Source organism: Kribbella swartbergensis, assembly GCF_054784135.1.
Map to the genome: position 1 here is coordinate 217,879 of NZ_BAAGPM010000022.1, position 19,987 is coordinate 237,865.

Consider the following 19,987-nt stretch of genomic DNA (forward strand, 5'->3'; position numbering starts at 1 on the left):
ATTGCAGACGATCGACGCCCCCCGGCTGTGACACTGTCACAGGAACACGCCGTCGATCGTCTGAGAAGGACATGATGGAGGAGTTCAGGCCGCTGCTGTTGTCGATCGCGTACCGGATGCTCGGCAGCTTCGGTGACGCGGAGGACATCGTGCAGGAGGCCTACCTGCGCCTGCACCGGGAGGAGCACGTCGACTCGCCGAAGGCGTTCCTCACCACGGTGACGACGCGGCTGGCGATCGACCAGCTCCGCTCCGCGCGCCGGCAGCGGGAGACGTACATCGGCCCCTGGCTCCCCGAGCCGGCCGTCGACGAGTACGTCGACCTCGCCGACCGGGCCGCCTTGTCGGACTCGCTCTCGACCGCGTTCCTCGTCGTACTGGAACGTCTGTCACCGGACCAGCGGGCAGTGTTCCTGCTCTGCGACATCTTCGGTTACACCTACGACGAGGTCGCCGCGATCATCGGCAAGAACCCGGCCGCCTGCCGCCAACTCGCCGTACGGGCGCGTCGTCACCTGTCCGAGGACCGGCCGCGGTTCGACCCGTCCCGGGAGGAACGGGACGAGCTGGTCCGGCGGTTCGTCGCGGCGGCCGAGGAGGGTGAGTTCGACGACCTGGTGGAGTTGCTCGCCCCGGACGTCACGTTCACCGGCGACGGCGGCGGCAAGGCGCTGGCGTTCCCGCGGCCGGTCCACGGCGCCGAGCCGGTCGGCAAGCTGGTGCGCGTCGCCTTCGACAAGATCGCCGGCCTGGGCTTCACGGTCAGCCGCGTGCACGTCGGCGGTCAGCCCGGGATGCGGGTCCGCGACGCCGAGGACCGGACCTACGCGATCTGGTCGTTCGTGGTGACCGACGGGCTGATCACGTCGATCCACGGTGTCGTCAATCCGGACAAGCTCGGCCACCTGCAGCAGTCACGGCACCCGGACGATCAGGGCTGACGGGTCGACCGACGCGCTGAGGGTGCGACCGTCCGCGATCGTGTCGCCGTCGAGCTGCCGTTGAACCGTCTTCGCCGCCGTCACCTGGATCCGTTGGCCGGTGAAGCGTTCGACGTGCCGTTCACGCAGCGGCTTGACGAGGAGGCTGAGGGCGAGCCGGGGCCACTGGCTGACCCTGCGGGGCGCGAGGACGACCGCGTCGATCTGCCCGTCGTCCGGTACGGCGTCCGGCAGCAACGGGATGTTGGCCTGCAAGGTCCCGACGTTGCCGATCACGACCGTTCGCGCCCGGCGGCGTACCGGCGGCTTGTCGTCGACGATGATCTCGACCCGGACGAACGGGTGGTTGAGATTCTTCAGCGTGGCCACGACGTACGCGGCCCAGCCGACCCGCTTCTTCAGCTCGTCGGGGGCGTCGGCGATGATCGCGGCGTCGAGCCCGAGACCCGCCATCACCACGAACCGGTCGATCGGCAGCTCGTCGCCCTCGATCTCGACACTGTCGATCCGCTGGTCGCCGCCGTCGAGCACCTCGGTCAGCGCGAGTTCGAGGTCCAGCGAGATGCCGAGGTTGCGGGCCAGCAGGTTGCCGGTCCCGGCCGGCAGCACGGCCACCGGGATCCCGCTCCGGGCCAGCTCGGCGCAGACCACCCGCACGGTGCCGTCGCCGCCGGCCACCACGACCAGGTCGGCCGTCTCCTCGATCGCCCGTTTCGCCATCGTGGACCCGGCGTCGTCCACGGTGGTCTCCAGCCAGAGCGAGTCGTCGAACCCGCGGTCTTTCAGCGCCGCGTCGACGGTACGGCGGAACTCGTCCGCGTCCGGCACCTTCACCGGATTGAGGATGACAGCGGCTCGAGGGACGGAACTCACCTGATTTTGTCCGTTCGGGAAGATAGCGTGCTCGGGGTGAGCAGCCTTCCACGGAGTACCCCAGAATCCCAAGGGCTATCCGGTGCCGCGCTCGACGCGTTCGTCGCCGCGCTGGACACGTCCGACCAGGAGATCCAGACCGTGATGCTGCTGCGGCACGGTCACGTCGTCCTCGAGGAGGCCTGGTCGCCGTACCGGCTGACCGACCCCCACCTGCTGTTCTCGGTGTCGAAGAGCTTCACCTCGACGGCCGTCGGCCTGGCGATCGAGGACGGGCTGCTGTCGCTCGACGACACGGTGGTGTCGTTCTTCACCGCCGACGAGCTGCCGGAGACGATCAGCGACAACCTGGCCGCGATGACCGTGCGGCACCTGCTCACCATGACCACCGGCCACGGCAAGGACACCGTCGAGGCGCTCAGCCGCGACCGGCGGATGGTGAAGGTGTTCCTCGGTCTCGACGTCGAGCACGAGCCTGGCACGGTCTTCGTCTACAACAGCGGCGCGACGTACATGCTGTCCGCGATCCTGCAGCGGCTGACCGGTCAGCGACTGCTCGACTACCTGCGGCCGCGGCTGTTCGAGCCGCTCGGCATCACCGAGGCGACCTGGCAGGTGTCGGCCGAGGGCATCACGGTGGGCGGCTGGGGGCTCAGCATCAACACCGAGTCGCTGGCACGCTTCGGGCAACTGTTGCTGCAGCGCGGGGTGTGGGAGGGCAAGCAGTTGGTCCCGGCCGAGTGGATCGAGGCCGCGACGTCGAAGCAGGTCCCCAACGACAACCAGGAGAACCCGGACTGGCAGCAGGGATACGGCTTCCAGTTCTGGCGCGGCCGGCACAACACATATCGCGGTGACGGTGCGTTCGGCCAGTTCTGCCTGATCTTCCCCGAGTACGACGCCGCCCTGATCGTCACCAGCGCGACCCAGAACATGCAGGCCGTCCTGGACACGGTCTGGGACCACCTCCTCCCCGCCCTCGAGGGCAAGGACGTCACCCCGGTCCCCCGGCCCGACCGCCTGGAACTGCTGCCGCCGCCGGGTCCGGCGCCCACGGGCGGCGACGGCCGGACCTACCGCTTCCCGGCGAACGAGGCCGGGCTGATCGCGGTCCGGTTGGACGCCGACGGCACCGGCACGTTCACCTTCACCGAGGTCGAGAAGGGATCGAACGAGCCGCACGACATCGTCTGCGCCGCCGGGGACTGGCGCGAGCACCGCATCCCCGGCGTACTACGGGACGCCGTCACGGAGCCCGGCCAACGCATCCTCACCAGCGCATACGCCGACGGCGACGCCTTCGTCGCCACCTTCAGATGGGTAGAAACCCCATTCGTCGCCACCGCCTCCTGCCGCACCCACGACAACCACATGACCATCGCCCTCACCCTGAACGTCTCCTTCGGCCCCACCTCCTTCACGCTCCGGTCGGAGTGACCGGCGTCACGTCACGCCGTCGAGCCGGCGCGTGTCCTCCGGGTTGTATCGATGGACGACGGAGGAATCGCCATGAAGGTGTTGGTGGCAGGGGCGACCGGTGGACTGGGCCGGTCGCTGGTACCGAAGCTGATCGCGGCCGGGCATGAGGTGACCGGGATGGTCCGGTCCCCATCGAGTGCGGCCGCAGTACGGGCGCAGGGTGCTGACGTCGCACTCGCCGACGGCTTGGACGCCGTCGCGGTGAAGGCCGTGGTGGACTCGGTTCGGCCGGAGGTGGTCGTACACCAGATGACCGCGCTCAGGGGCGGGATCGACTTCAAGCGGTTCGACCAGAGCTTCGCGCTGACGAACCGGCTCCGCACCGAAGGCACGGACAACCTGCTCGCCGCTTCCCAGGCTGCCGGCGTACGACGGTTCGTCGTCCAGTCGTACGCCGGCTGGAACGTGCAGAAGGGCGGGTCCGCGACGAAGACCGAAGCGGACCCGCTCGACCCCGACCCGGTGCCGGCGCAACGGCAGACGATGGCCGCGATCAAGCACGCCGAGTCGGTCGTCACCAACGCCGACGGGATCGAAGGCGTCGCGCTGCGGTACGCCGGCTTCTACGGCCCGACCGGTGACGTCGGCAAGGGCGGATCGATGGTGCGGCTGATCCAGCAGCGCAAGCTTCCCCTGATCGGCGACGGCGCCGGTGTGTGGTCGTGGATCCACTACGACGACGCGGCCGACGCCACCGTGAAAGCGATCGAGAGCGATGCCACCGGCATCTACCAGATCGCGGACGACGACCCGGCGCCGGCGGCGGTCTGGCTCCCCGAGTTCGCCCGCATCCTCGGCGCCAAACCGCCCCGCCACATCCCGACCTGGCTGGCCCGCCTGGTCGTCGGCGACGCAGGCGTGGCCGCCTTCACCACCATGCGGGGCGTCGACAACTCCCTCGCCAAAGCCACCTTCGACTGGCAACCCAGCTACGCATCCTGGCGCGAAGGCTTCCGCAAGGGCCTCTGACGGCCGGTCTTCCCGGCCTAGGCTTGGGTTCCATGACCCCTGCCGCACGCGATGTCCTCGACCGGATCGACGAAGAACTGCTGGTACGGGTCACCTGCGAGTTGCTGCGGGCAGCCGGGCAGAATCCGCCGGGAGAGGAGGCCGCGACGGTCGCGGTACTCACGGCGGCGGCACGCGAACTCGGGTTGGAGGCGGTGACGTCGCCGGTCGCGCCCGGCCGGGACAACGTCCGCATCACGCTTGCCGGGGGCAACGGTCCGGGCCTGCTGGTTCTCGGGCACACGGACGTCGTACCGGTCGGGGACGGGTGGACGACCGATCCGTTCGGCGGGCTCGTGAAGGACGGGCGCATCTACGGCCGCGGCGCGTCGGACATGAAGGGCGGACTCGCGGCCGCGCTCGTCGCGCTGGCCGCTCTGCGCGGCGCCGGACTGAGCGGACCCGTCGAACTCGCCGCGGTGGTGGACGAGGAGGAGACCGGCAAGGGGATCCGTGCGTACGTCGACGAGGTGCGCCGGACCGATGGCACCGCCTTCCTCGGCTGCATCACGGCCGAGCCGACAGATCTGCAGACCATCATCGCGGCCCGGGGCGATTCGTACCTCCGGGTCGCGATCCACGGGCGGGCCTGCCATGCGGGCAACCCGGACGACGGCGCCAACGCCATCTACGGCGCGGCAGCGGTGATCGGCGAGATCGAGCGGCTGCACGCGGAACTGGCCGCCGTTCCCCATCCCCTGCTCGGTCCCGCGACGTGGAGCGTCGGCCAGATCAACGGCGGCACCGGCGGTTCGATCGTGCCGGCCGACTGCGTGATCGTCGCCGATCGGCGTCTCCTGCCCGGCGAGTCGCCGGCCGCCGTACTCGACGACCTGCGGGTCCGCGTCGCGGCGTTGCGCCTGGAAGACCGGGGGTTGTCGGCCGAACTCGACATGCCGATGGAGATGCCCGCGTTCGAGACGCCGGCCGATGCGGACCTCGTGCGCGTGGTCGAGGCGGCCCGGGTCGATGCCGGCGGACCCGAACTTCCGCTCGCCGGGTGGACCGCGGCCTGCGACGGCGGGTACGTCGCGCGGGATCTCGGCCTACCCGTCGTCGTCCTCGGCCCCGGCTCCGTCACCACCCAGGCCCATCGGGCCGACGAATCCGTCCCCATCGCCGAACTCGTCACGGCGTCGCGCGCCTACGCCCTCGCCGCCCTGCGCCTGCTCGGCGACGGCGCGGTCAGTCCCGGCCGGGGAAGAAGTCGGCGCCCTGGACGTACTCCATCCGGCGGATGAACTCGGGATCCGACAGGCGGTCCGTCATCTCCTGCTCGGACAGTTCCTCGATCCGGGTCTGGATCCAGTAGAGGTTGCCGAACGGGTCTCGGACCCGCCCCACCTTGTCACCGAAGAAGAGGTGGGTCACCTCGGTCACCGACGTCCCGCCGGCCGCCACCGCCTGGGCGTGCACGGCGTCCGCGTCGTCGACGTACAGCCGGAGGAAGGCGGGCGTCGGAGGCCACTCCGGCCTGGCGTCGAACATCATCACGATCGCGTTCCCGATCCGCATCTCGGCGTGTCCGATCCGCCCGTCCGGACCCACCACCCGATCGATCTCCTCGGCTCCGAACGCCCGCGTCAGCCAGTCCATCAGCCCGTCCGTGTCCGGCCCGATGATCCAGGGCGTCACGGTCGTGTATCCCTCGGGAATCGGCATCTCAGTTCTCCTTCGCTCTCGCTCACGAGCAACGCTAGAAGGAGAACCGGCCAGCTTCTGTCCGCTACTGAACCGTCTGCGATCTGAGGGCCTGAGCGAGAAGTTCGGCGAGGTGGATTGCTCGGCGCGGAGTGCCGTGGGCGATCTGGGTGCGGCAGCTGAAGCCGTCGGCCAGTACGGCGGTCGTCGCGGGCAGCGCCCGTACGGCGGGGAGCAGGACGCGCTCGCCGATCGCCTTCGAGACGGCGTAGTGGTCACGTTCGAAGCCGAAGTTGCCGGCCAGGCCGCAGCAGCCGGAGTCGGGGATGGTCGCGTCGATACCGGCCGCGGACATCAGCCGGCGGTCCGCGTCGAATCCCAGTACGGCGTGCTGGTGGCAGTGGGTCTGGACGAACGCCGCTCCCCCGACCTGCGGTGGCTGCCAGCCGGAGTCGACCAGGAACTCGGCGAAGGTCCGGGTCCCGGCAGCGGCCTCGGCGGCGAGCGGGTTGCCCGACAGCAGACCGGGTGCGTCGTGCCGGAGGGTCGCCGTACAACTGGGTTCGAGACCGACGATCGGCCTACCTGCGGCCAGATGCGGCGCGAGGACGCCCAGCGAACGGTCGAGAACCCGTCGCGCTCGCGTCAACTGGCCCGTCGAGATCCAGGTCAACCCGCAGCAGACCGGTTTGTCCGGCAGCACCACCTCGAACCCGGCCGCCTCCAGCACGTCGACGGCTGCTCGCCCGATCTCCGGCGCCAGATGATCCGTGACGGTGTCCGCCCACAGTACGACCTGGCGACCGCGTACCGACGATCCTTCCCGGGCAGCGAACCAGGAGGTGAAGGTCTGCCGGGCGAAGCGCGGGATCTCGCGTTCCGGTGCGATTCCGCCGAGCCGCTTGGTCAGGCGCAGCCGGGCGAACCGGTTCGCCAGCGCCGGCGCGGGTGCCGCGAGCCGGGCCCACAGCGGGAGCCAGCCCATCGACCAGTGCGACATCGGCCGCGCCCACGGGCGGCGGGCGTAGTGGTGGTGGGTGAATTCGGCCTTGTACGTCGCCATGTCGACGTTGACCGGGCAGTCGGTCAGACACCCCTTGCAGGACAGGCAGAGATCGAGCCCCTCACGGACCTCGGTCGACCGCCAGCCGTCCGTGATCACCTCGCCTTGCAGCATCTCCCACAGCAGATGCGCCCGCCCGCGGGTCGAGTGCAGTTCCTCGCGTGTCACCTGGTAACTCGGGCACATCACCCCACCCGAGGTCTGCCGGCACTTGCCGATCCCGACACACCGACGCTGCGCCTGCGCGAAGTCGTGCCCGTCGTCCGGGTAGGCGAAGATCGTCGGCAGTCGACGATCCTTCGCCGGCCCGTCGTGCCGGATCGCCAGGTCGAGCGGCGGCGGATCGACGATCATGCCGGGATTCATCACCCGCCCCGGATCCCAGATCTCCTTGAGCTCCGCGAACAGCCTGACCCCGTCCGCGCCGTACATCCGGCTGAGCAGCTCGCCGCGAGCCCGCCCGTCCCCGTGCTCGCCCGACACCGACCCGCCGAGCTCGACGACAAGGTCCGTCGCCTGCTCGACGAAATCGCGGTACGTCGCGATGCCGCGCGGACTGAGCAGGTCGAAGTCGATCCGCATGTGCATGCAGCCTTCGCCGAAGTGCCCGTACGACGCCCCGGACAGGCCGTGACGGCTCAGAATCTCGTCCAGACCGCGGAGGTAGGCGCCGAGCCGCTCCGGCGGGACCGCCGCGTCCTCCCAACCACCCCAGGCCTCGGCACCGTCGGTCCGCCGAGTGGCCAGCCCGGCGGCATCGGTGCGGCATCGCCAGAGCACCGCCTGAGCTTGCGGATCCGTCACCAGTGACGCGGTCGCGGGCGAACCCGAGTCACGCAGCTCGTCGAGCATGGCCCGCGCCGCCCGGGCGGCCATCACCTCGTCCTCGGCGCCCAGCTCCACCAGCAACCATGCCTCGCCCGCAGGAAGACCGGCCCGTACGGCGGCCTCCCGCACCTCGGCCGGGAGTCGCTCGACCAGGTCGTTGTTGATCGACTCCATGGTCAACGGACCGTGGCGCAGCACGATCGGTACGCAGTCCGCCGAGCTGATCGAGTCGCCGAACCCGAGGACGCACAAGACCTTTGCCTTGGGCAACGGGTTGAGGTCGACAGTGGCCCGCAAGGTCGCGGCCAGTCCGCCCTCGCTGCCGGCCAGCAGGCCGGCCACGTTGTAGCCGTGCTCCGGCAGCAACCGCTGCAGCGCGTAGCCCGAGATCTGTCGGCTGAACCGCCCGAACCTGCGCCGGATCACCAACGCGTTGGTGTCCACGAACGCCTGCAGCGCCCGGTGCAGCTCACCTTCCCGGCCGGATCGCGCCGCGCTCGCGGCTCGGTCACCGCTCGCCTCGACGGTCATCCTGGTGCCGCCGGCAAGGATCACGTCCAGGGACCGAAGGTTGTCCGCGGTCGTTCCCCAGGCGACCGAGTGCGCGCCGCACGCGTTGTTGGCGATCATGCCGCCGAGTGTCGCCCGACTGCCCGAGGAGGGATCGGCGCCGAACGCGAGCCCGTACGGCTTGGCCGCCGCGAGCAGGTCGGTCAGCACGACGCCCGGCTCCACGACCGCCGTCCGCGCCTCCTGGTCGATCGCCAGGATCCGGTTCACGTGCCGGGACGCGTCGATCACCACGCCCCCGATCGCGTTGCCGGCCATCGACGTACCGCCGCCGCGCATCACCACCGGCGCCCCGGCCGCCGCGGTCAGCGTGACCGCCGCCGCCAGGTCCTCGACATCGGCCGGTACGACGACCAGCTCCGGCACGGCCCGGTAGTTCGAGCCGTCCATGGCGTACAACGCGCGCGTCCGCCGATCGTCCGCCACCACACCGCGCAGTTCCTGCCGGAGCACGCGCGCCAGCCGCGGAACGTCGTACTCGACTCCTCCGCGGGCCGGTGCCGTGTGGCTTGACCCTGACACAGTGTCAGATCGTAGACCGGCGGCATGACTCACACTGCTACCGAGATCGCGGCGCGAATCCGCGCCGGCGAGGTGACATCGACCGAAGTGACCGAACAACTGCTCGCGCGGATCGCGGCCGGCACCCAGGTGAACACGGTGATCGAGACGCGGACCGAGTTCGCGTTGCAGGCGGCGGCCGAGGCCGACGCGGCGGTCGCCGCGGGTCGTGACGTCGGCCCGCTGCACGGGGTCCCGATGACGGTCAAGGACTGCTTCAACGTCGCCGGGCTCCACACCACCTGGGGAAATCCGGCCTTCGCGGACTACGTCGCGGACTGGGACGCCACCGTGGTGGCACGCCTCCAGCGGGCCGGCGCGATCATCGTCGGCAAGAGCAATGTCCACACCATGCTCGCCGACTTCGGCATGACGTCGAACGAGATCCACGGCCGCACGGTCAACCCGCACGACCCCACGCGTACGCCTGGCGGCTCGAGCGGGGGTGGCGCGGCTGCGCTGGCGGCCGGCCTTTCCTACCTCGAATACGGTTCGGACCTCGTCGGGTCCATCCGGCTTCCGGCGGCGTACTGCGGGGTCTACGGCCTGAGGCCGACGGCGGGGGTGGTGCCGCTCACCGGGTTCCAGCCGCCCGGTCCGCGTGGGCTGCCGAGCGAGTTGCCCAACCTGTCGACCGTGGGTCCGCTGGCGAACTCCGCCGCGGATCTCCGGGTCGCGTTGGAGGTCACCGGCGGGCCCGAGGCCGGCGCGATGTCGTGGCGACTGACCCCCTCGAGGCACACCCGGCTGGCCGATTTCCGGGTCGGAGTGGTGCTGGACGACGAGCAGGCGCCGGTGTCCGCCGAGGTCGGTGCCGCCTTGTCCGACACCGTCGACCAGTTGAGCCGCCAGGGCGTGAAACTCGTCGAGGGCTGGCCGGACGGCGTACGGCCGAAGGACCAGGCGGCGGCGTTCGGGTTCCAGGTCGGGCTGTTCTTCGCCCTGCACGGCGGGTCCGGCGGATCGTTCGCCGACCTCGCCGAGGTGGTCGAACAGGAACGTCGCCGGATGGCTGCCCGTGCGGCCTGGCAGCAGTACTTCGGAGACGTCGACGTCTTCCTCTGCCCGACCAGCTTCACGACCGCGTTCCCGCACGACGACCGGCCGTTCGACGAGCGGACGATCATGACGTCGTACGGCGAACAGCGGTACGACGCGCAGGTGTTCTGGATCGCCCATGCGTCGCTGACCGGCCTGCCGGCGCTGAGCATGCCGGTCGCTCGCACGGCGGACGGGCTGCCGGTCGGCGCCCAGGTGATCGGGCCATGGCACGAGGACGACACCGCGATCACGTTCGCCGAGCTGCTGGCTGGTTGACTTCGGGCAGGAAGGGAGGCGGGAATGTTCGCCATCGGGGATTTCGCCCGGCACGGCCGGGTCTCGGTCCGCATGCTGCGGCACTACGACGCGATCGGCCTGCTCCGGCCCGCCCACGTCGATCCGGTCACGGGGTACCGCAGCTACGACGCCGGCCAGTTCGCCGACCTCAACCGGATCGTGGCGCTCAAGGATCTCGGCTTCTCGCTGGAGCAGGTTCGCACGATGCTGGCCGACGGCGTCGGTCCCGCCGAGCTGCGGGCGATGCTGACCATGCGCCGCGCCGAGCTGGAGCGAACGCTCGCCGAGAGCGCCGCCCGGCTGACACAGGTCGAGTCGCGCCTGCGAAGCATCGAGGGACTCGTGCCGGTGCCGGATGTGGTGGTCAAGGAGCTGCCCGCGACCCGGCTGGTCGGACTGACCGGCACGGCCTCGAGCTTCACCCCGGATGACATCGGCCCGGTCGTCCGCCCGCTGTGCGCGGAGCTCGGCCGCCGGCTGCCCGGTGCCGCGGTCCGGCCGGCCGGCCGCCTGACCTGCCTGTACCAGCGATCACCGGTGACCGAGGACGAAGTCGTCGTACAAGCGACCGTCCCGGCGGCCGTCGATGCTTCCGGCGACCTCAACGGACTGGAAGTGATTGATCTGCCCGCCGCCCGAGCCGCGACGCTGGTGCATCGCGGGCCGATCGACCAGGTGCTGCCGGCCTGGCAGGCACTGGCGCGCTGGATCGACGACAACGGCTATCGGTCCGCCGAGCCGGCTCGCGAGCTCTACCTCGACTGCCCGGACGACCCCGCCCAGTGGGTCACCGAACTCCAGGAACCGATCACCTGATCCGCCCAGGTTCACGGGCATGCGAAAGCCCCGCTCCTCGGTGCTGAGGAGCGGGGCTTCCGGTGTAGATCAGTTGAAGGAGTCGCCGCAGGCGCAGGAGCCGGTGGCGTTCGGGTTGTCGATGGTGAAGCCCTGCTTCTCGATCGTGTCGACGAAGTCGATCGTGGCGCCCTTCAGGTACGGCGCGCTCATCCGGTCGGTGACCACGTTCACACCGTCGAAGTCGGCCACCACGTCGCCGTCGAGCTGACGCTCGTCGAAGAACAGCTGGTACCGCAGCCCGGAGCAACCGCCCGGCTGTACGGCGACCCGCAGCGCGAGGTCGTCGCGGCCTTCCTGGTCCAGCAGCGCCTTCACCTTGGCGGCGGCCCCATCGGTGAGGATCACACCCGTGGCGACGGCCTGCTCGGTCTGCGCTTCAGTCATTCCTGACTCCAGTCATCTCGTGAGCGCCCGGCTGCAGGTGGGCAGGCAGCCGCGCGCGGTAAGTCCGCTGTCATTCCGCACCAACAAGCGTTGATCCGGAACCATTCCCATGGTCGCACACGAATTTCGCGGATCAACTACCTGCCTCGCTGGCCGGACGCCGATTCCACTCTCGGCAGGCCGGGCCGCGTTCCGCCGTACGGAACGTCGTCAGCGCGCCCAGGTCTTGGCGACACGCTCCGCGACCGCGGCCAGCGAGCCGTGCGGGTCGGCGAAGGCCCGGTCCTCCCCGACCGCGTCGACCAGCGAGTACGCCGACTCGACGCCCATCGTGCGCATCTCGCGGGCGCCGATCAGGACTTTCCCGGCCAGTACGACGCACGGCCGCATCGCGTCGTTGGCCACCTTCGCCACCCCGGCGATCACCTTGCCGTCGCGGGACTGGAAGTCGAACGCTCCCTCGCCGCTGAGCACCAGATCGACACGCGACGCCTTCTCCTTCAACCCGGTCAGCTCGGCGACGAGGTCGATCCCGGACACGCGTTCGGCACCGAGCAGCAACAGTGCGTAACCGAGTCCGCCGGCCGCACCCGCGCCCTTCTGGTCGGCGGTTTTGCGGTCGGCGAGCTCCGCGAAGTGCGTCAGCCAGCCGTCCACCTCGGGCTTGCGATCGTCCGGGATCCCCTTCTGCGTGCCGAACACGTTGGTCGCACCGCGCAGACCGAGCATCGGGTTCTCGACGTCGCTGGCCGCGACGAACTCGATCCCGGCCATCCGGGTCCGGGCGGGGTCCAGGTCTACCTCGGTGAGCGTCGCGAGCCCGGCCGCTCCGGCGTCCAGGCGGCCTCCGGCGGCGGTCGCACCCAGCGCGGCGAGCAGTCCGGCGCCGGCATCGTTCGTCCCGGAGCCGCCGAGGCCGAGGATGATCCGCTTCGCCCCGGCGTCGACCGCGGCCGCGATCAGCTGCCCGACGCCGTACGTCGTCGCCTCCTCCGGGCGGCGGTCCTCCGGCTCGACCAGGTGCAGTCCGCACGCCTGCGCGGTTTCGACGTACGCCGTTTCGCCCGCGAGCAGGACCGTTGCCGGGGTGTCCTCGCCGAGCGGTCCGCGGACCGTCACCGAGAGCAGGGTGCCGTCGACGACGGCCGAGAGTACGTCGATGAACCCGGGACCGCCGTCCGCCATCGGCGCCACCAGGACCTCCGCGTCCGGGTCCCGGCGCCGCCAGCCTTCCTCGATGGCGGCGGCCGCCTCGACCGCGGTCAGCGTTCCCGCGAACTTGTCCGGCGCAATCAGCACTCGCATGGCGACATCCTCTCCCACAACCGCCCACCTCCGCCGCCGGGCCACCAGTTCGCGGACACCCCGCGCGGTTGGATCCGTTGACTCGTCCGGGCCAGGGCAGTTGGATCGGCGGGCATGAAGACGATCCTCTTCGCGTACCGCGTGACCGACCTCGATCGTTCGCTCACCTTCTACCGGACCGTCGGCTACACCGAACTCGCCACAGTGCCGTTCGACGACGGGTCGAGCCTGGTCTGGCTGAAGCTTCCCGGCGAGAAGGCGGTGTCGCTCGAGCTGGTGCACCGGCCCGCCGACGGGAAGGTGGAGATCAGCGGCTTCGAGCACTTCGCGATCGAGGTCGACTCGTTGAGGGACACCATCGAGCGCCTGACCGCGGCCGGTCTGGAGCCGGGACCAGAGCAGTATCCAGCGGGTCCGGACGGCCCGAAAACATCCTGGCTCGTCGACCCCGACGGCTACCGCATCGAACTGGTCGAGTGGCCGCCAGGCGGACCACCCAAGGTCGACGAGACGTAGCCACCCTCGTCCGACGCGATGGCCCCAACTTCGCCGTCGCCTTGTTCGGCTGGGCCAATGCCGGCTACACGGTCGAGCAGGAGGCCGACCGCCTTGGCGGCGAACGTCTCGTGGTCGCCCAGCGACTCCGCGCGGTCCATCGAGACCCGGTCGACGGAAAGGTCCGGCCGCCCCTCCCCCAACAGCACCAGCGGCCGGCTCGGGACGACCGCGCTCCCGGCGGACGCGGACGCCCACAAGAGGACGCCGTCGACCAAGCGGTCACGGAGACCCTCCAGCGCGAGGTCCTCAGCCACCCCGTCCCCGTCCGTCTGCTCGATCAGCAGAGCGACGCCACGCTTCTTGGCCTCCCGCCCGACCGCGCCCGCGAGCCCGGCGAAGTACTCCACAGCAAGATCGGGAATCACCAACGCGATCACGCCGCAACGCCCCCGGCGCAACGAACGGGCGCCCAGGTTGGGGCGGTAGTCCAGTTCCGCGATCGCCGCTTCCACCTTCGCCCGGGTCGACGGCGTGACGTGCGGGTAGTGGTTGAGGACGTTCGAGACCGTCTTCACCGACACACCGGCTCGCCGGGCGACATCACGCATCCGTGCCGACATCGATCCTCCCGCGCCATCACGTGATCTTCGGATTCATCACGTTACGGTAGCCAAAGCTCGAGTGCAACGCGTCAACGGCGGTCAACGCGTTATGTTGGAGCCGTGCGCGTTCAGGTGGATCCGATGCCGCTCGACACCCTCGTCGAGCTGGTGAACGGCTGGGGCGTCGAGCCCCGGCGTGCGGGCGCCAGGTCGGAGGTGCCGCTGCTCGCCGACCACGTCGGCCGGGCCGGAATCCCGGCGCGGGTGGCCGAAAGGCTGACCGACACCGAGGTGACCCGGTTCGCCGACACGATCTTCGGGATCTTCGCGTCGGCCGGTACGGCGGCTCGCGTCGCCGCGGTCTCCGGTCTGCTCGCGAGCATCGACGTACGGCCCGATCTCGCGGTGTACGACGGCGAGGTCCGGCGGACGTGGTGGACGGACGCTGACGACGCCCTGCCGGCCGCGGCCCTGCTGGCTCTGCGGGCGCAGCTGTCCGACGAGGACCCCGATCGGCTCGGGATCTGCATCGACGGCGGCTGCGCGGACATCTACATCGACGTCTCACCGGCCGGACGGCGGCGCTTCTGCTCGATCACCTGCCAGAACCGCGCCCGCGCCGCGAGATACCGCCGTACCCGGCGAAGCGCCTGATGACCGGCCGGCCTGGGATGTTCGTGGCGATTTCACACTCTGAGCAGTGACGCGTACCACGCGGAGCGGACGGCCCGGCGTGGGACGATGGTTGACGTGACGACTACCGCGGACGGCCCCAAGGCCCTTCCTCTGTTGTTCCTGGGACAGAACACCGACCCTCATTCGGAGCGGGGTGTCGAGTGCCCGGGCGCGCTGCCGCCGGCCTCCGACCCCGACCTGGTCGAGCGGGCGCTGAAGGCGAAGGCGGCGCTCGGTGACCAGGTGTTCGTACTCGGTCACCACTACCAGCGCGACGAGGTGATCCAGTTCGCCGACGTCACCGGGGACTCGTTCAAGCTGGCCCGCGACGCCGCGGCCCGGCCGGACGCGCCGTACATCGTGTTCTGCGGTGTGCACTTCATGGCCGAGTCCGCCGACATCCTGACCAACGACCGGCAGACGGTGATCCTGCCCGACCTCGCGGCCGGCTGCTCGATGGCGGACATGGCGCGGATCCAGCAGGTCGAGGCGGCCTGGGACGCGCTCGCCGACGCCGGTGTCGCGGACGTGACCGTGCCCGTTACCTACATGAACTCGAGCGCCGATATCAAGGCGTTCTGCGGCCGCAACGGCGGCGCGGTCTGTACGTCGAGCAACGCGGACACCGCGCTGGAGTGGGCGTTCCAGCAGGGCGAGAAGGTGTTGTTCCTGCCGGACCAGCATCTCGGCCGCAACACCGCCGTCCTGAAGATGGGCCTGAGCCTGGACGACTGCGTGGTGTACGACCCGCACAAGCCGGGCGGCGGGCTGACCCGCGAGCAGTTGGCCGCGGCGAAGATGATCCTGTGGCGCGGGCACTGCTCGGTGCACGGCCGGTTCACCGCCGCGTCGGTCGACGACGTCCGGGCCCGGGTGCCCGGCGTGAACGTGATCGTCCACCCGGAGTGCCGGCACGAGGTCGTTACCAAGGCGGACCTGGTCGGGTCGACGGAGTACATCATCAAGACCCTCGACACCGCCGAGCCCGGGACGTCGTGGGCCGTCGGGACCGAGCTCAACCTGGTCCAGCGGCTGGCCAAACAGCACACCGACAAGAACATCGTCTTCCTGGACAAGACGGTCTGCTACTGCGCCACGATGAACCGGATCGACCTGCCGCACTTCGTCTGGGCGCTGGAGAACCTGGTCGCCGGCCACGTGGTCAACCCGATCAAGGTCGACGCCGACACGGAGAAGTACGCCAAGCTGGCCCTCGACCGGATGCTCGCCCTCCCCGGCAAAACCGCCCGCGACTGACCGACCGCAGCGGTTAGGGGGTCAGTGGGAGACGCGGGTGGGGGTGTACCAGGCGGCGAGGAGGTCGGGGAGTCGGTCGGGGCCCCAGCGGTCGACGGGCGTGATGCGGCCCTGCAGCGAGGCGAGGCCGCGGGCGAGCTCACCGACCACGTCACCTCGCCACGAGACGGCCACCCCCTCGCCCGGGCCGACGATCACGGCCGGTCCGCCGCGATCCACGCACACGACCGGACACCCGGACGCCAGCGCTTCGGTGACCGCCCAGCCGGCGGCCTCACGCAGCGCCGGTGCGAGCAGCGCGTCCGCGCGGAACATCGCCGCCAGCACCTCCTCCCGGGGCAACTGCCCCATGAACTCGACCCGGTCGCGCACACCCAACTCGTCCGCCAGCCGCTCGGCACGGCCCCAGTCCGGACCGTCGCCGACGATCCGCAGCTCCCAGTTCGCCGCCTCCGGCCGGGCCAGCGCGCTGATCGCGAGCAGCACACCCTTCCACGGGATCAACCGCCCGACGAACAGCGCCGTCTTGACGCCCGGGGCACCGAACGGTTCGTAGGGACCCGAGGCGGTGAACCGGCTGATCGCGACGTTCGGCTGCACCACGATCTCCCGCGCGTACGGGCGGAACACCTCGGCCACATCGTTGTTCTGGGCAACCATCAGGTCGGCTGACTGGGCCAGCTTCCGCCCGGTCAGCCGACGCCGGACGCCGGTGTACGTACGCCGTACCAGCTCAGCCACCAACCCACGCGGCCCGAGCCAGTGCGCCATCGACAGCGGCGCCGTCGTCGAGCCGCCGACCGGACCCCAGATCACCCTGGCGGACGACTCCTCCACCACACCCGCCGACATCCAGTCGACCGCGAAGGTCAGGTGGTGGATCACGTCGAACGAGTGCTCCTCGTGCAGCCGCCGCGCCGTACGCCGAGCCAGCCGCTGCCACAGCGGGTAGTACCAGTACACGTCAGCAGGGCGGCGACGAAGGCTCAGCACCCACTTGGGCAGCTCCAGCGGGACGACGGTCAGCGACGGAACCGGCCGGATCGCCAGCTCCTCCTCGATCTCGTGCGCGAACTTTCCTCGGGTCAGCAGCCACACGTCGTGATCGCGGGCGGCCGCCTTCGCCCAGGCCCAGCCGGCACCCGGCTCCGACCCGCCCTTCGGCCGGCATGCGTACGCGCTGAGCAGGACCTTCGGCCGGGTCGACATCAGCCGATCCCCTCCAGCAACCGGCGCAGGTCCGTGCTCGAGGTGGAGGCGGTGTACGGGAAGTAGTGCACACTCGCGCCGACCTCCCCCAGCAGCCTCTCCAGCCTCATCCCCTTCTCGGTGCCCTTCCAGTCGTCACCTTTGAACAGGACGTCGTACCGAAGCTGCTTCCACATCTCGAACTTGTCGCTGGACCAGTCGCCGACCACCTCGTCGACCAGGCCGATGGCCCGGACGACCTCCATCCGCTCGTCGTGCGGGACCACCGGCGGTCGGCCCTTGATCCGGGCCACCACGTCGTCCTCGACCACCCCGGCGATCAGGTGGTCGCAGTGCTCGCGGGCGCGGCGCAGGATGTTCAGGTGACCGATGTGGAACATGTCGTACACACCCGGCGCGTACCCGACCACACCCATCAGCCGCGCACCCCCGGCACCAGCAGCGCCATCTCCCGGTACCACTTCGCGATCGCCGCCGCGAGGAAGACCAGGTTGGCCGCGAACAGGGCGCCGTACAGCACGACGAACACCGACGGCCAGGCGAAGGTGACGAAGACCAGGCACAACACGCCGTAGTCGGTCGGTGCGATGAGCAACGACTTGACGACGGAGTCGCCACGCTCGTTGGGCTGCTGCGAACCGCCGTGCCGCCGGCGCAGCTGGTCGATCAGGATCAGCCCGAAGAACAGCACGGACGACATGCAGACGTAGCCGAGCGGGACCAGCAGCAGCAACTCGTTGCTGAAGGCATCGAAGCGGTAGAACGAGATCAGTACGGCGCTGTGCAGCAGGACGATCTTGACCGCGTCGATCATGTGGTCGAGCCATTCACCCAGCGGCGATCCGCCGCCGCGAAGCCGGGCCAGCTGGCCGTCCGCGGAGTCCAGGCCGTACCCGAGCACGAGCAGCGCGGTCACCACCAGCGCCAGCGTCACGGATGGCCGGACAGTCGCGACCAGCACGATGCCCACCAGCGAGCAGAAGCCGGACGCGAGGCTCACCTGGTTCGGCGTCCGCCGGCCCAGGAACGCCGCGGCCGCGAGCACCCGGCCGATCCGGCGATTCACGAACCGCGAGTATGCCGGCGTCCCGGCCGACGGCTTCTGCGCACGGGAGAGTTCCCCGACGACGTCCCGCAGACTCATGCCACTGAGCTGCGCGACTGGCGCTGGTCGATCGCGGCGCGCAGGATCGGGCTGCGGGAACCGCGCACGGCCGGCAGGACGCTGACCAGCTCACCCGGAACCCCGTCGAGCTCGTCGGCGCCGAGCACGCCGTCGGTACCACTCGCAGCGAACACGGTTTCTACCCCCAGTACGCCGGTCAGCCACGCGGACCGTACGCCGTCCACCACGACGACCTCGTCGACACAACGCAAGTGCTCGAGGATCTGGGTCCGCTCGACCAGTGGCACGAACGGCCGCGCACCCCAGGCGTCGACCGCCCACTCGTCGGTCAGCACTCCCACGACGAGCCGGTCGCAGGCCTGCCGCGCCCGTCCGAGCACGTCGAGATGCCCGACGTGGAAGAGGTCGAAGACCCCGGCCAGAAATCCGGTCCGCGCCACGCCCTTGTCCCCCAGCAACCGTTCGTCCCCCACGTCCTCGCCGACCTTGTGCCCGGTGCTCACAGCCCGCCCGGCGTCATGCGTCCCGGTCACGGCCCGCCCGGTGTCCGCGACGGGTCCGGCCGCTGTCCGCGTGCCGGGCGATCGCATCGGTGTAGATCCTCTCCATGGCCTCGAGGTCGCGCTCCGGGGTGAAGCGGTCGAGGTAGACCTGTCGGGCTCGTTCGCCGAAGGCTACCGAAGTGACCGGTTCGCTCACCAACCCGAGGGCCTTCCGCAGTCCTTCCGGGTCGCCGGGCTCGGTCAGCGCCCCGGTCTCGCCGTCGTCGACCAGCTCGGCCAGCGCACCCAGCCGGGAGGCGACCACCGGCACCCCGTGCGCGAACGCCTCCACCACCACGAGTCCGAAGGTCTCATACGAACGCGCCGGGACCACGGCGACGCGCGCGGATCGCAGCACTTCCATGCCTTCGGCCCACGGTAGTTGACCCCTCACCTGAATCGACGAGTCCCGTGCGGCCCGCGCCTCGGCCTCGCCGCGCAGCGAGCCGTCGCCGACCACGACCAGCGTCCCGAGGGACGAGTCCCAGGCCTGCAGCAGGTCCGCGAAACCCTTGTCCTCCTCGAGCCGCCCGAGGAACACGACCGCGTCGCCGGCGCCGTCGCGAACCGCGCCGGAGTGCGGTACGGCGTGCGGCTTCACCACGATCTGATCCGGGTCGTAGCCGCCGGCGACGTACCGGTCGCGGACGAACTCCGACGGGGCCACCAGCGTGGTGACGCACCGCTGCCAGGTGCGGAGCTTGCCGTGGACGCCAATGCTGGTCGCCAGCGGCACCGTCTGCACCCGCGACTCGCGATAGCAGCCGTGCCGTACGCCGGCCAGGGGAAGCTTGCCGAGGCAGGATTCGCACGGACGCCCGTCGCGCTGCAGCACCGCATTCGCGCACATCAGCCGGAAGTTGTGCAGCGTGGCCACGACCGGCAGGTCCAGCCGGTACGCCGCCCGCAGCACCGACGCACTGAACAGCGGGAAGGTGTTGTGCACATGCACCACGTCGGGCCGCTGTTCCCGCAAGAGAAGCGTTAAATCGCGTTCCGCCGAGAACGACCAGACCGAGCGGAACGGTAACAGTGCGCGATCTTTCCGGCCCATCCCGGCGATATCGTCACTGTTCCGGACGTACAGGTCGATCTCATGTCCTGAGTTACGCAGCAAATCAACTGTTTGCGCGACGACGGTGTTCTCGCCACTGGGTTGACCCGTCCGGTACCGGTTGTGCAGCATGGCGACCCGCATGGCACTACCTTAAGTCTCGCGGTGGCTACAC

At 70.1% G+C, this 19,987-nt stretch carries 20 protein-coding genes; 9 read left to right on the forward strand and 11 right to left on the reverse strand.

What is annotated here, in order from left to right; translation table 11 throughout:
* The first annotated feature begins 71 nt into the window (after positions 1–71).
* The gene (gene sigJ, locus ACYVOK_RS19645) at positions 72–941 is read left to right on the forward strand and encodes an RNA polymerase sigma factor SigJ (protein ID WP_460663920.1); all 870 of its coding nucleotides are present in this window, start codon (positions 72–74) and stop codon (positions 939–941) included.
* Here sigJ and ACYVOK_RS19650 read toward each other — a convergent pair.
* Positions 915–1,814 carry a diacylglycerol/lipid kinase family protein gene (locus ACYVOK_RS19650; RefSeq protein ID WP_460663921.1) on the reverse strand — a complete coding sequence of 300 codons (900 nt, stop codon included), beginning with the start codon at positions 1,812–1,814 and terminating at the stop codon, positions 915–917. The genes sigJ and ACYVOK_RS19650 overlap by 27 nt on opposite strands.
* Before the next feature lie 36 nt (positions 1,815–1,850).
* Here ACYVOK_RS19650 and ACYVOK_RS19655 point away from each other — a divergent pair, with 36 nt between their 5' ends.
* The 3 genes from ACYVOK_RS19655 (at position 1,851) to ACYVOK_RS19665 (ending at position 5,542) form a co-directional block, all read left to right on the forward strand.
* A complete protein-coding gene (locus tag ACYVOK_RS19655) occupies positions 1,851–3,251 on the forward strand; it encodes a serine hydrolase domain-containing protein (protein ID WP_460663922.1) in 1,401 nt (466 codons plus the stop codon).
* Positions 3,252–3,323: 72 nt separating this feature from the next.
* Positions 3,324–4,262 carry an NAD-dependent epimerase/dehydratase family protein gene (locus ACYVOK_RS19660; RefSeq protein ID WP_460663923.1) on the forward strand — a complete coding sequence of 313 codons (939 nt, stop codon included), beginning with the start codon at positions 3,324–3,326 and terminating at the stop codon, positions 4,260–4,262.
* A 32-nt stretch (positions 4,263–4,294) separates the two neighbouring features.
* Positions 4,295–5,542 carry a M20 family metallopeptidase gene (locus tag ACYVOK_RS19665; protein WP_460663924.1) on the forward strand — a complete coding sequence of 416 codons (1,248 nt, stop codon included), beginning with the start codon at positions 4,295–4,297 and terminating at the stop codon, positions 5,540–5,542.
* Here the strand turns inward: ACYVOK_RS19665 and ACYVOK_RS19670 are convergent.
* Positions 5,487–5,963, reverse strand: a complete 477-nt coding sequence (locus ACYVOK_RS19670; RefSeq protein ID WP_460663925.1) for a VOC family protein — start codon at positions 5,961–5,963, stop codon at positions 5,487–5,489. The genes ACYVOK_RS19665 and ACYVOK_RS19670 overlap by 56 nt on opposite strands.
* Before the next feature lie 64 nt (positions 5,964–6,027).
* Entirely contained in the window at positions 6,028–8,925 is a 2,898-nt protein-coding gene (locus ACYVOK_RS19675) for an FAD-binding and (Fe-S)-binding domain-containing protein (protein WP_460663926.1), read from the reverse strand.
* Between the two features lie 24 nt (positions 8,926–8,949).
* Here ACYVOK_RS19675 and ACYVOK_RS19680 point away from each other — a divergent pair, with 24 nt between their 5' ends.
* On the forward strand, positions 8,950–10,281 hold the full coding sequence (locus ACYVOK_RS19680) for an amidase family protein (protein ID WP_460663927.1): 1,332 nt from the start codon (positions 8,950–8,952) through the stop codon (positions 10,279–10,281).
* 24 nt (positions 10,282–10,305) lie between these two features.
* Positions 10,306–11,118, forward strand: a complete 813-nt coding sequence (locus ACYVOK_RS19685) for a MerR family transcriptional regulator (RefSeq protein WP_460663928.1) — start codon at positions 10,306–10,308, stop codon at positions 11,116–11,118.
* Positions 11,119–11,187: 69 nt separating this feature from the next.
* Here the strand turns inward: ACYVOK_RS19685 and erpA are convergent, their stop codons facing one another.
* Both erpA and ACYVOK_RS19695 read right to left on the reverse strand, forming a co-directional pair.
* A complete protein-coding gene (gene erpA / locus ACYVOK_RS19690) occupies positions 11,188–11,544 on the reverse strand; it encodes an iron-sulfur cluster insertion protein ErpA (protein ID WP_460663929.1) in 357 nt (118 codons plus the stop codon).
* Between the two features lie 210 nt (positions 11,545–11,754).
* Positions 11,755–12,849 carry a glycerate kinase family protein gene (locus tag ACYVOK_RS19695; RefSeq protein WP_460663930.1) on the reverse strand — a complete coding sequence of 365 codons (1,095 nt, stop codon included), beginning with the start codon at positions 12,847–12,849 and terminating at the stop codon, positions 11,755–11,757.
* Between the two features lie 114 nt (positions 12,850–12,963).
* Between ACYVOK_RS19695 and ACYVOK_RS19700 the strand changes: the two genes are divergently transcribed.
* Positions 12,964–13,365: a VOC family protein gene (locus tag ACYVOK_RS19700; protein WP_460663931.1), complete on the forward strand. Its 402-nt coding sequence runs from the start codon at positions 12,964–12,966 to the stop codon at positions 13,363–13,365.
* Here the strand turns inward: ACYVOK_RS19700 and ACYVOK_RS19705 are convergent.
* The gene (locus ACYVOK_RS19705) at positions 13,305–13,967 is read right to left on the reverse strand and encodes a LacI family DNA-binding transcriptional regulator (RefSeq protein WP_460663932.1); all 663 of its coding nucleotides are present in this window, start codon (positions 13,965–13,967) and stop codon (positions 13,305–13,307) included. The two genes, ACYVOK_RS19700 and ACYVOK_RS19705, sit on opposite strands and share 61 nt — an antisense overlap.
* A gap of 102 nt (positions 13,968–14,069) precedes the next feature.
* Between ACYVOK_RS19705 and ACYVOK_RS19710 the strand changes: the two genes are divergently transcribed.
* Both ACYVOK_RS19710 and nadA read left to right on the forward strand, forming a co-directional pair.
* Positions 14,070–14,603: a CGNR zinc finger domain-containing protein gene (locus ACYVOK_RS19710; protein WP_460663933.1), complete on the forward strand. Its 534-nt coding sequence runs from the start codon at positions 14,070–14,072 to the stop codon at positions 14,601–14,603.
* Between the two features lie 87 nt (positions 14,604–14,690).
* Positions 14,691–15,881 carry a quinolinate synthase NadA gene (gene nadA, locus ACYVOK_RS19715; RefSeq protein WP_460663934.1) on the forward strand — a complete coding sequence of 397 codons (1,191 nt, stop codon included), beginning with the start codon at positions 14,691–14,693 and terminating at the stop codon, positions 15,879–15,881.
* Positions 15,882–15,902: 21 nt separating this feature from the next.
* On the opposite strand, the gene ACYVOK_RS19720 is transcribed toward nadA, so the two are convergent.
* The 5 genes from ACYVOK_RS19720 to ACYVOK_RS19740 are packed head-to-tail and all read right to left on the reverse strand — an operon-like array spanning position 15,903 to position 19,956.
* Positions 15,903–17,090 (reverse strand): glycosyltransferase, encoded by a 1,188-nt coding sequence (locus ACYVOK_RS19720; protein WP_460663935.1) that lies wholly within the window; start codon positions 17,088–17,090, stop codon positions 15,903–15,905.
* Positions 17,090–17,506: an adenylyltransferase/cytidyltransferase family protein gene (locus ACYVOK_RS19725; protein WP_460663936.1), complete on the reverse strand. Its 417-nt coding sequence runs from the start codon at positions 17,504–17,506 to the stop codon at positions 17,090–17,092. The genes ACYVOK_RS19720 and ACYVOK_RS19725 overlap by 1 nt, the downstream gene beginning before the upstream one ends.
* Complete coding sequence (locus ACYVOK_RS19730) at positions 17,506–18,234, reverse strand: CDP-alcohol phosphatidyltransferase family protein (RefSeq protein ID WP_460663937.1); 729 nt, start codon at positions 18,232–18,234, stop codon at positions 17,506–17,508. Before ACYVOK_RS19730 ends, ACYVOK_RS19725 begins: the two co-directional genes overlap by 1 nt.
* Positions 18,231–18,749, reverse strand: a complete 519-nt coding sequence (locus ACYVOK_RS19735) for an adenylyltransferase/cytidyltransferase family protein (RefSeq protein WP_460663938.1) — start codon at positions 18,747–18,749, stop codon at positions 18,231–18,233. The genes ACYVOK_RS19730 and ACYVOK_RS19735 overlap by 4 nt, the downstream gene beginning before the upstream one ends.
* Complete coding sequence (locus tag ACYVOK_RS19740) at positions 18,733–19,956, reverse strand: glycosyltransferase (RefSeq protein ID WP_460663939.1); 1,224 nt, start codon at positions 19,954–19,956, stop codon at positions 18,733–18,735. Before ACYVOK_RS19740 ends, ACYVOK_RS19735 begins: the two co-directional genes overlap by 17 nt.
* Positions 19,957–19,987: the final 31 nt, after the last annotated feature.